The organism is Zobellia nedashkovskayae (assembly GCF_015330125.1).
Classification (GTDB): Bacteria; Bacteroidota; Bacteroidia; order Flavobacteriales; family Flavobacteriaceae; genus Zobellia; species Zobellia nedashkovskayae.
In genome coordinates, this window is sequence record NZ_JADDXR010000002.1 from 2,633,934 (window position 1) to 2,646,756 (window position 12,823).

At 37.1% G+C, this 12,823-nt stretch carries 4 protein-coding genes; all 4 read left to right on the forward strand.

Annotated elements, in window-relative coordinates:
- Window positions 1-142 precede the first annotated feature (142 nt).
- The 4 genes from IWB64_RS11075 to IWB64_RS11090 all read left to right on the forward strand — a co-directional run bounded on the left by IWB64_RS11075 (window position 143) and on the right by IWB64_RS11090 (window position 12,692).
- The gene (locus IWB64_RS11075; RefSeq protein WP_226975860.1) at window positions 143-3,919 is read left to right on the forward strand and encodes a T9SS type B sorting domain-containing protein; all 3,777 of its coding nucleotides are present in this window, start codon (window positions 143-145) and stop codon (window positions 3,917-3,919) included.
- A 14-nt stretch (window positions 3,920-3,933) separates the two neighbouring features.
- Window positions 3,934-4,893: a PorP/SprF family type IX secretion system membrane protein gene (locus tag IWB64_RS11080; protein ID WP_194534051.1), complete on the forward strand. Its 960-nt coding sequence runs from the start codon at window positions 3,934-3,936 to the stop codon at window positions 4,891-4,893.
- Window positions 4,894-4,903: 10 nt separating this feature from the next.
- Window positions 4,904-6,841, forward strand: coding sequence for an OmpA family protein (locus IWB64_RS11085; protein ID WP_194534052.1), 1,938 nt, complete (start codon window positions 4,904-4,906; stop codon window positions 6,839-6,841).
- Between the two features lie 325 nt (window positions 6,842-7,166).
- The gene (locus IWB64_RS11090; protein WP_194534053.1) at window positions 7,167-12,692 is read left to right on the forward strand and encodes a hypothetical protein; all 5,526 of its coding nucleotides are present in this window, start codon (window positions 7,167-7,169) and stop codon (window positions 12,690-12,692) included.
- The last annotated feature ends 131 nt before the right edge of the window (window positions 12,693-12,823 follow it).

The window sequence follows — 12,823 nt, forward strand, 5'->3', positions numbered from 1 at the left end:
AATCATAATTTCTAGAATCAAAAGAATTTGGTTAACGAAATATTAAATATATCTTGCATCCAAATTGAAGCCCCCAACTTCTTACTTTATACGTATCAAACCTACAGGCCATGGTGATTAGTTTAATAAAAACTAAACATGTATGGAAAACTTTACTCTATTGAATTTTAAAAACGGTGCTTTTAAGACCGTTACGTATACCTTAGCTCTTGCCGTTTTTGGCCTGAGTTCTTCTTTCGTTACTATTGGCGATGTTGAGAACTCTAATAGAAATGAGGCTCATAAAACTAACACTATACTTGTTGCAGATTCTGATACAGAAGGTTGCATGGAATTGGGAAAAAAAGAAATCTCAGGGCGAGATTTTGGATTTGCTGATGGTGTTCAGGACGGTAGCTTATCTGCTGAAAATGTTGATTTAAGTTCAAAATGGGGCCTTCCTGTTGGTAGTGTTATAGTATCTGTTAATGGAGCAAATACTAAAAGTTCTGGAGGATCTTTTGAGGTAAATAACACTGTTCCGACTACTTTTTCTTTTTCAGGTACAGTTCCGGTTAGAATTCTTGCAGAACATTCTGTTAGAGTAGATGCCAATCATAGAGATGGTATTATCGCCCTTGATGATGTAACGTATATTCGACCAAATACTTTGCCTAATGGTGTTATTTCAGGTAATGATGGAAATGACTATTATGTTGAAAATACTACTGATAGCGATATAAATTCAGATAGTCGCTTTACTTGGGAGTCTCAAGATTTAGTTAATGAAGTTCAATTTTACACTACTTCTGATGCTGCAATTAACGGAATACATCTAAGCATTATTCCTATTCAATGTCCTGATAAGGATACTGACGGAGACGGGGTGCCGGATACTACAGATTTAGATGATGATAACGATGGTATATTAGATGCTGTTGAAGATCCAAATACAGATGGTGATAATGACCCTATGACCAATCCTTTGGATACAGATGAGGATGGTATACCTAATCATTTAGATATTGATTCTGATGATGATGGTATTCCTGACAATGTTGAGGCTCAGACTACTGATGGTTATATTGCTCCAAATGAAGACGATGAAGCTACAAGTATTGCTAATGATGGGTTAAATTCTGCATATCCTAATGGTTTAATACCAGTTGATACAGATGAAGATGGTACACCAGATTACATAGATTTTGATAGTGATAATGATACAGTTCCTGATAATAATGAAGGCAATGATTTTAATTCTGACGGTAATCCTGATCAGACCTATACTGGTATAGATACTGATGGTGATGGACTGGATGATGGTTATGAGGGAAGTGATGTTAATGATGGTTTTGATGTAAACGATGAAATTGATGATCCGGCAAACGATTTACCGGATACAGATGGTACGGAAGACGTAAACTATCGTGATTTAGACGATGACGGTGATGGTATTGATACACCAAATGAAGATGTAGATGAAAATGGTGACCCAACTAATGATGATACAGATGGAGATGGAACTCCAGACTACTTAGACCCAACCCTAGATGTTACACCAGATACAGATGGTGACGGCGTGCCAGATGCAACGGATTTAGATGATGATAACGATGGTATTTTAGATACAGTAGAAGACCCTAATATTGATGGAGATAACGATCCACTTACAGATCCTTACGATTTAGATGAAGATGGTGTTCCAAATCATTTAGATATTGATTCTGATGATGATGGTATTCCTGACAATGTAGAGGCTCAGACAACAGATGGTTATATTGCTCCAAATGATGACGATGAAGCAACTAGTATAGCTAATGACGGTTTAAACTCAGCTTATCCTAATGGATTAACACCTGTCAATACAGATGATCGTGATGTAGAAGATTATTTGGATGCGGATAGTGATAATGATGATGTGCCTGATAATAATGAAGGTAACGATTTCAATTTTGACGGTTCTCCTGATCAGACTTACTTAGGTACGGATGCCGATGGTGATGGTTTGGACGATGGTTATGAAGGAAGTGATATCAACGATGGTTATGATGTTAACGATGAAATAGACGACCCTGCAAATGATTTACCGGATACAGATGGTACAGAAGATGTGAACTATCGTGATTTGGATGATGACGGTGATGGTATTGATACGCCAAATGAAGATGTAGATGAAGATGGTGACCCAACCAATGATGATACGGATGAAGATGGTACACCAGATTATCTTGATTTTGATGAAGACACTACAAAAGATACTGACGGAGACGGAGTACCTGATGTAACTGACTTAGATGATGATAACGATGGTATTTTAGATGCTGTAGAAGATCCTAATACGGATGGTGATGATAATCCTTTGACTAATCCTTTGGATACAGATGAGGATGGTATTCCTAATCACTTGGATATTGATTCTGATGATGACGGTATTCCAGATAACGTAGAGGCTCAGACTACAGATGGCTATATAGCACCTAATCAAGATGATGAAGAAACAAGTATAGCTAATGACGGTTTGAATTCTGCATATCCTGATGGTTTAACCCCAGTTGATACAGATGAAGACGGTACATCAGATTATATAGACCTAGATAGTGATAATGATACGGTGCCTGATAATAATGAAGGTAATGATTTTGACTTCGATGGTGCTCCTGACCAAACCTACACTGGTGTAGATACAGATGGTGATGGATTGGACGATGGTTATGAAGGAAGCGATGTCAATGATGGTTTTGATGTAAACGATGAAATAGACGATCCTGCAAACGATTTACCGGATACAGATGGTACAGAAGATGTAAACTATCGTGATTTGGATGATGACGGTGATGGAATTGATACTCCAGATGAAGATATAGATCAAGATGGTGACCCTACCAATGACGATAGTAATGGAAATGGTATTCCTAACTATTTAGATCCTACGGATAACATTCCTACAACTGATACCGATGGTGACGGTGTACCGGATATGGTAGATTTAGATGATGATAATGATGGTATATTGGATACGGTTGAAGATCCTAACACGGATGGAGATAATAACCCGTTAACAGACCCATTAGATACAGATGGCGATGGTTTCCCTAATCATTTAGATATTGATGCGGATAACGATGGTATTCCAGATAATGTGGAAGCTCAAACGACTGATGGTTTTATTCTTCCAAATCAAGATGATGAAGCAACAACTATCGAAAATAATGGTGTTAACTCTGCTTATCCTGATGGTTTTACACCTGTAAATACAGATGGAACAGATGAGCCGGATTATTTGGATTCAGATAGTGATAATGACCTAGTACCTGATAATAATGAAGGAAATGACTTCAACTTTGATGGTGAGCCAGACCAGTTGCCTACGGTAGAAGATACTGATAATGACGGTCTTCTTGATGGGTATGAAGGTTCTAATGTAAGTGATGGTTTTAATGTTCATGATGAAATTAACGACCCTGCAACGGATTTACCTGATACAGATGGTACGGAAGATGTTAACTATCGTGATATAGATGATGATGGCGATGGAATCGATACTATTGATGAAGATGGTAATGGTAACGGTGATCCAACAGATGATGACCGTGATAATGACGGTATTCCTTCATACCTTGACCCTGAAGAGGAAACAGAGATTGTAGTAATGCAAATGGTGACACCTAATGGTGACGGGAAAAATGAATTCTTGTGGATTGAAAATGTAGACAAGGCATTGAACAATAAACTTCAGATATTCAACAGATGGGGTATAGCTGTGTATGACGGTGAAGATTATAATAATCAGAACAATGTTTTTGATGGTAGGTCAAAAGGAAGATCTACTATAGCTGGGCAAGACTATTTACCTGCCGGCGTGTATTATTATATCTTTGAGTACACCACTGTAAACGACGAGAATATAACTGATAGTGGTTATATTTACATTAGCAAGTAATCTATAAAGTAGGCATGATTATAAAAAACAAACTACTAGCGGCCCTGTTCTTGGTGTTGATCTATTGTCAAACGGCTTCGGCCCAGCAAGATGCTCAATACACTCAATATATGTTCAATACTATGAGCGTTAATCCGGCATATGCGGGCTCTAGAGGGCAGCTTAGTATAGCAGGACTCTACAGGTCACAATGGGTAGGTTTAGACGGTTCACCGGAAACATTTACTTTAAACCTACATTCTCCCATAAGAAATAGTAATGTGGGGTACGGATTGTCCATAGTTAATGATAAGATAGGGGAGGGTACGGTTCAAGAGACTTATATTGATGGGTTAATTTCATATTCAATAGACGTTTCTCTCAAAGCTAAACTATCTTTTGGATTGAAATTGGGAGGTAATATCCTTAATTTGGATTTTGACCAATTAAGACAAAGGCCCGGATTTGAGGAGGCTGTAGGAACGGATAATATTGAAAATAGATTCTCACCAAACGTAGGTTTGGGTATGTACTATCATACAGATAAGTTCTATGCAGGTCTTTCTGCACCTAATTTATTGGAGATAGAACATTTTGATACCTCTAACTCCGACGCGAATGATATTGATTTTTTGGCTAAAGACCGTGTTAACTTCTATTTAATTACGGGTTACGTATTTGATTTGAATGATAATTTTAAGTTCAAACCAGCGCTTTTAACAAAAGTTGTTGGTGGCGCGCCACTTCAGGTAGATGTATCTGCTAACTTTCTTTTTGCAGACAAGTTTTCTTTTGGTGCGGCTTACAGATGGGATGCTGCCGTAAGTGCATTAGCTGGTTTTCAAGTGTCTGATCAAATTATGTTAGGATTGGCTTATGATAAAGAAACAACCGATTTTGGTAGTACTCAGTTCAATAGCGGATCTTTTGAAATTTTTCTAAGATGGGAACTGGTAAAATCATTTGAAAAACTGGTTTCTCCTCGTTTCTTCTAAACCTTGCCTTATGATAAAAAAAATACACATTCTATTTGTTTTGGTCTTTTTGATGGGCGTAAGTGTTTTTGCCCAAGAAAAGTTAATCACCAAGGCCAATGAAAAATATGACGAATATTCTTTCAGCCCTGCTATCGACATTTATAAAAAGGTGTTGGATCGCGGGTATGCTTCTGCAGACTTACTCAAGAAATTAGGCAACTCTTATTATTATAATGCAGATTATGAAGATGCATCCAATACGTATAAAAGATTAGTAGATGAGTATCCGGATGAAATTGGTCCAGAGTATTATTTTAGATACGCACAAACCTTAAAAACCTTAGAAGATTACGAGGGTTCCAAAGCTGTTATGGCCAAATTCTTGGAGGCTACTTCTGATGATGCTAGAGCAACTGCTTATAAAGATGAGGAAGACTATTTAAATGATATCAAAAGAAATTCAGGAAGATACAATGTATCACCTTTTCAGTACAACTCTCCATATTCAGAGTTTGCACCTTCTTTTTATAAAGAAGGCCTTATTTTTTCTTCGGATAGGGATACCGGAAATTTTGCGCGCTACCGTCACACATGGAATTCTAAAGATTTTCTAGACTTATATAAGGTAAATGCAGATAGTGTTTCACAAGGGACAGTTATTAAATTCGGTGATCACGTTAATACAAGATTACATGAATCAACTTCTACAGTAAGTAAAGATGGCAGCATACTATATTTTACTCGAAATAACTTTAAGGAAGGTAAGTATGTAAAAGACGAAACGGGAGTAATACGTCTTAAGATATTCAAGGCTAAAATGGTGGAAGGCGTATGGTCTGAGATTGAAGAGCTACCTTTTAATAGTAATGATTACTCAGTAGCACATCCAACATTAAGTTCAGACGGAAAGGCATTGTACTTTGCTTCAGATATGCCAGGCACTTTAGGTGAATCTGATATTTTTAAAGTGACCATAAATGAAGACGGAACTTATGGAACACCTGAAAATCTAGGTCCAGTGATTAATACGGAGGCTAGAGAAACCTTTCCTTTTGTAACTAGTGAAGATGTTTTATATTTTTCTTCTGATGGACACCCGGGGCTTGGGGGCTTAGATATTTTTGCCTCTAAAATAGCCAATGATAGATTGGACGGGAATGTAATGAACGTTGGAGAACCGGTAAACGGACGAATGGATGATTTTACATTCATTTTTAATGAAGACACAAGAAAAGGATATTTTGCCTCTAACCGAGCAGAAGGACGAGGCGCTGATGATATTTACGCTGTTTTAGAAACGAAGCCTTTGCTTATTGATTGTGAGCAAGCTATTTCTGGTGTGGTAAGAGACAAGATTTCTAACGAACCACTTATTGGTGCATCCGTTAAAGTTATAGACGAGAATAATGAGGAAATCATGTCTGCTATTACTGATGCTGAAGGTAAATATGATTTATTAATAGATTGTACACAAGGCAACTTCGTAAGAGCTATGACAGAGGGTTATGTGCCTTCTGAAGAATACTTAGGGAAATCTGATGGAGAACCTAAAGAAATAGATTTTTATTTAGAGAGAAGCTCTATAACAGCTGGGTTTGGAGATGATTTAGCCAAATTATTACAGTTAAGTACTATCTACTTCAACTTTAATAAATATGACATTCGTAAAGATTCTGAAATAGAGGTTGAGAAAGTAATCGCAGCCATGGAAAAATATCCAAGTTTAAGAATCAAGGTAAATTCACATACGGATAGTAGAGGTAAGGATTCCTATAACCTTTGGCTTTCACAAAAAAGAGCTGAATCTACTGTAAATTATATGGTGAAAAAGGGAATAGCTAAAGAACGTTTGGATGGAGAAGGTTTTGGAGAGACAAAACTAATTAACAAATGTTCCAATGGCGTAAAATGTTCTGATAAAGACCATGAGTTGAACAGACGATCAGAATTCATTATTTTAGAATAAAGTTTATTTTACATAAATTAGGAAAGGCAGCTATTTTAATAGCTGCCTTTTTTTGTTAAAACATCATTGTGTAGATTGGTATTTAATCGATAGGGTGTAATGTTTTCAGGTGTTTAGGCGTTTTTGTAAATCTGCTTACATTGGATAAAACGCCAGTTACACCTACATTTTAGGTCTACACAACAATTTTTCTCATAGCAAATTAAGTACAGATATATTTACCTAATAACTGTGTCAATCAATTCTGTTGACTAATATGATGAGTTATTTGTAGGTACATAGGATGTTGTATAGCCCGATAAAATTCTTTTACATTTTAGTAGCAATGCTTCTTTTGAGCACAGCAGGTCTAAAAGCGCAAAATATTGTGGTTAACCCGTCAACTGATCTTCCAACTGAGGTCATTGCGTGTGGTGATTCGTCTACATTTCAATTTAGGCTCTATGGTACCACTGGATCGGATGAACAAGTAAGTGTTCAATTGCCTGCCCAATCAGAGTTTGTGGCGTTGGTATCTCCTGTTGCAGGGGTGTCAGTAGACGCCACTAATCCTAAAAACCCAATATTTACTATTGCTGCGCCTCTTATCGGAACGATAAGTTTTATAGATATATCCTATACGGTTCAAACAGGTTGCTCAACAATGGTAGACCCTGAAATTGAACACACGCTCATTAGTAATCCTTCTATTTCTACAACGGTTGATTATCCATCAGTTTTGTATTCTTCTTTGGAAGTAGATAATGCTATTATACCCTTGTCCGCATCTTTACGTGTAAAAGAAACTCAAGATTTTACATTTACAATTGGTAATGATCCAGTAAATAATAATGCCTACAGTAATAATGTGGTAGCTTATATTCAACATTCTGATAATATTTCTCTAACTTATAATGGTACAGGAATTTTTTCTTTAGGTGCTGTAGTTGGTGGTATTGTTACAGATACACTTGAATTAAGTGCTGTTGAAATTTCTACAATTGGTGATAACGATTCGCGCTTCGAACAAAGTGAAAATATTTCAGTGACTGTAACCGCTGAACTTCTCAATTGCCCATCTGGAGCGGGAGAAACCATTACTTATCAAGCAGCTTATGGTGGTTGTATTACAGGTGCCAACGCATGTGAATCCGGTAATACTTCTACGTCCGGTATTGCTTTAGCTTCAGGAGCACCTGATTTGTATACTAGAGTCGTTAAAAGAGCTTGGCCAGGACTAACTACTACCGATACCGCTGAATTCTTATTACGAAATGATGGCACAGGTGCTGGAGACATTTATAATCTTACGCTTGATTTAGGTTTTAGTAATGGAGGTGCGACCTATATTCCCGTTGATTATAACATTTATACTTGGTCAAATTTTAATGTAGATGGGACATCTTTTGCCAACCAAGGAACAGAAGGAAGTTTTGCCGATTTTCAATTGACAACAGATCCTGATGGGGCTGGAGTAGGTTTGGAAGATTTAGATGGAGATGGCTTTTTTGATGATTTACCAGTCGGAAACTCATTGGTCTTAGAAGCAGAACTAGCATATAACTATCTATTAGATTCCAATAATGATACAGCTTGTGATCGCATGAATGCAGGTTATTCAATGGTACGTTGGGCCTACGAATATAAAGATCAATGTGGTAATTCAACAAGCTTGAATGTGCCTAATAATGGATTGAATACGTGGCGTCCTTGGAGTTTTTACAACACGCAGTCAATTGCAACAAATATAAATTCATCTAGTGGAAGTGCTAATTTTGGTCCAGGAGATACTTTCGATTTTTTTATAAGTACTTCAAGTAGCCAAACGCCAACAACTACAAGTATTCCGGGAATGCACTGGGAAGTACACTATACTTTACCTCCAGGTATCATACCCAATGGGAACGGATTATGGGAATCGGAACCTTTTGATTTAATTAGTTTTAATTCAGGAACAGGAGTTGCAATATACTCTTCTATTTCTGCACCTACGTATGGATATTTAATTAGTAGAAATCCAAAAATTCCATTAATGGTCGATCCAGCTTGTTCAGGTAGTTTTGCTGGAGGTATATCTTACGAATATCATTTAAAAGGTGATTCCACATATGAACCTGTTCACATTTGTGAAGATGGTCCTACCTTTACAGTCACCTGTCCAAGTAGTGGACCAGCGGTTTGTGTTTCTAATTTTTCTCTAGATCGTACTACTTTAGGGTATACTGATATGACTGAAACTACGCCAATTCCGGCAAATACATCAGGTCTTCGCTTAGATCATGTACTTGAGGGTGATATGGTTAGATGGCATGTTGAGATTGATGTAAATGAAACAAACCTTTCTTCTGCTAAAGCACTGCTGGAATATGATACGAATAACTGGTTTGGTACACAATCGGATGGTGGTATAAAGACAATACAAATTGAATACCTTCCTAGTGGTGGAGGCACATCAACAATATCAAATAATCTAGATCAGTATTCTTATGTTCAGAATAATGCAGGAAAAAGCAATCATTCGGTAGATATATTGGGTGGAGATTTTTCTACAATAACACCGGGACTTGGTGATAGATATATTATAGATGTAGATTTAAAAGTTTCTGAAAATAGTTCTATCTCCTATACTAGGTATATGCCTATGACGGGAATTTTGGCTTCTTCTCCTGTAACTTCTGCTGCTAATCCGACTGAACATACTTGTAATTTTCTTACCGAAGAGTTTGGGGTCTTAGCTTATAAAGATGTACCAACTACACAAGTAGTACAACAAAGTTTAACCATTGACGGTTGTAATGAGTTTGGAATGGGAATACGGTTTCATCATGCAACCTATTCTGTATTAGGTGACCTTTTCCCTAATGAATTTCGAAATTTTGCCATACCTAAAGTAGTAGATATTCTAGTTCCAGTTGGAGTTGATTATGTATCTGGAACCTCCAGTTATAGAGGTTATGGAGAGTTTCTACATGATATAGCAGATCCTGTTATTACCTATAATGCAGAGCCAGGCTTTCATAGGTACAGCTGGACGAATGACGGCTCTTGGTCAAAAGAAAAAGCTTCCGTTAGCTACGCAATTAAAGACGTTAATTTTAATGTTGTTGCAAATTGCACTATTGAAGATTGGTCTTTTTCCGATGAAAGATTGGGTATTATTGTTTTACCAAGTACCGAGTTTGAAATTTTCAGAAATGTAAGTTTACCGGGAAGGTCTATCAATATGGGAAGATCAACCAACGTAAGAAATACACAATATTTACCTCTAAGTTATACGGTTAGTTCACCTACACCTACAATTTCTACAAACACGCAGAACGCAGAATGGGTGGTTGATATAAATAATACAACCTCCGGTGGGGCTTTTTTGCAGAATACGTGGATTGCTATAGAAATTACAAATAACAATATTGTTCCAACACTTTGGGATAGCACAACAGAAATACCCCTTATTGGATATGGTACTGGAAAATATTGGGCACAAGTTGGAGACATATCTAGCTCAGGTAAACAATTAGAAATTAGATCTAACGATTTTACCGTTTGTGGTACGGATAGTTTTGATATCCGGGTTGGACAAAATTGTAGTCAGTACCCTACCGATCCTGATACGGGTTATCCTTTAGGCAATTCTGGTAGTAATTACAATTGTAGCGAGGAAGTGATTCAACTTTCATTAAGTACCCAAGACCCCTCTATTAATGTAACTACAGCTCTTGGTGTACCTCCAGCTACTTATGATTTCTGCGATGTTGTACCGTATTCAATAGACGTGAACAATGCCGCCAATGGCTTTGCTTACGCCTTGGCTGCAGATATTAAATTGCCTGTTGGTATGGTACTCGATAATACTTCAGGGGTTTTGACTTATGATGCAGTAGATTATGCAATAGGTTCAGGTCTGATTCTTTTTAATGCGGGTACAAATACATATTCAATAGATATTTCTGCAATTGTTGGAAGCCCAATAAGTGGTGCCAACGGATTACCAGGTGTATCTGTTCCGGAGCCTAATGAATTTAAGGTGAATTTTGAATTGTCATTTACCTGCGATTATGTATCCGGTAGTAAGATAATTACGCAAATAAATGCGGAGTCTGGTTGTCAACAAGCCATTGACCCTAATGATGGTCAGAGTGAAATTAAAACCAATCCTGTAAATGTTACACAAGTACCTTCTAATATTGATTACGATATTTCGGTCACTTCTGATGATAATGCTATTCAAGCATGTAATGAAACTGAAGGTATTTCGGTAGAAATTACCAACCAGGGTATTGAAAGTGATGGCGATATTGAATTTGTTGTGGCTACAATTGACGATGCATTTAATTATGTAGCAGGTTCGTATGTAGCAGGTACGAATGGTCCTTCTGCAGGACCAACAGTATCAACCGATCCAGTAGCGGGCACCCGCATATTAAAATGGCAAATTCCCGATGGAGTAGGGGTCACTTCTCTTATTGCCTTCGATTTTGAAATTGAAGTTGTTTCACCTGAAGATGTGAGTTGTCAAAATTATGATTTAAACGTAGCTACTAGAATAGAACAAAGTATTGACTGTTCAGGATCAGGTGGACCAAGTTGTCCGGTAGTTCAAAGTGTTACGGCGCAGACTGATGAAACAATTTCTGTCGAAAAATCTACCTTACTAATAAGTTCTACGTCTACAGCCGCAATGGTAAGTGGTAATGATCAGAATGTTAGTGCCAATTTTTCAATTGAAAACACATCTAGTACTGTTATGCCAACTGGTACTATTGTTTCAGCGTATTATGATGCGGATACTAATGGGGCCTTCTCTGCTGGAGATATTTTAATAGGCACTAAAACGATGACAGTTCAGATTCCAGCAACAAGTTCGGTTAATGGGACTATTGACTTTATTACATCCCCAGACAGGGTTTGTAATATATTGCTTGTAATTGAATCATCAAATAACTCATGTGCTTGTGTAACTTCAGAAACAGAAATGATTTCGCCTTCAAGCCTTTCTGGCTTAGCTGGATCTGATGTAACGGTTTGCGAAGTGTCTGATTCTATTCAAATAGGTCAAACCTCAAATCCTAATTATAGTTATTCGTGGGCAGGTGCAACAGCCGCTGAAACTGCCTTTTTAGACAATATAGGAGCTGCACAGCCTACTTTTACATATTCGGGGGCTGATATTACAATTATAACCAATTTAATATATACGGTTACCGTAACACTTCCTAATGGTTGTATCATGTCTGATGACGTTCAGGTAAAAGTCTACCCATCACCAAATCCTACCGTTAACCTTACATCATCCACTTGTAATTTAGATAATGGAGAGATTAACTTTACGTTTCCTGATAATTTAAATAGATCATCTATTGAGTTTAGTTTGGATAATCAAGCTTCTTATCAATCCTCAGTACCGGATAATAGCGGATCTGTTACGTATTCAAATTTAGCCTCTGGTTCGTATCGTTTATGGGCGCGATGGGGCAATAACCAATGTCCCATAGATTTAGGGGAACATGTCATTTCTGAAATTCCTGAATCTACGATAGACACGCAGCCTATATATCAATCTGTATTTGTTAATGACAACGCCATTTTTACGGTGAATTCGACTAATGCAGATATGTTTCAATGGCAAGAAAGTACAGATGGTGGAGTTACTTTTAATAATATCTCTAATGGACCTGATTATTCAGGTGCTCAAACGGCTACCTTAAATGTTATTGCAGTAGACTTAACTCAAAATAATTTTCAATATAGAGTTTTAGTTTCGAGTAAGTTGACTACTTGTGCTGCCCAAAATTCAAATGCAGCTTTGCTTACAATTAAAGTTAAATCTGTGATTACCAATAGACGAATTACGGTTAGGGTCAAGAAAAATTAATTTTTTAAAAGTAGGTAGAATCTTATAAAATTCACTACTTATGTAAATTATTGGTAACTAAGTAGTTGAGTTTGTTTTTTATTCAGACATCACTATTAGTGCTCTTCACAACAATATGTTTCAACTGGTAG

Excerpts from the sequence above, each read along its gene's own strand:
- IWB64_RS11075 (WP_226975860.1), top strand. The coding sequence starts at position 143 with ATGGAAAACTTTACTCTATTGAATTTTAAAAACGGTGCTTTTAAGACC.
- IWB64_RS11080 (WP_194534051.1), top strand. The coding sequence starts at position 3,934 with ATGATTATAAAAAACAAACTACTAGCGGCCCTGTTCTTGGTGTTGATC.
- IWB64_RS11085 (WP_194534052.1), top strand. The coding sequence starts at position 4,904 with ATGATAAAAAAAATACACATTCTATTTGTTTTGGTCTTTTTGATGGGC.
- IWB64_RS11090 (WP_194534053.1), top strand. The coding sequence starts at position 7,167 with ATGCTTCTTTTGAGCACAGCAGGTCTAAAAGCGCAAAATATTGTGGTT.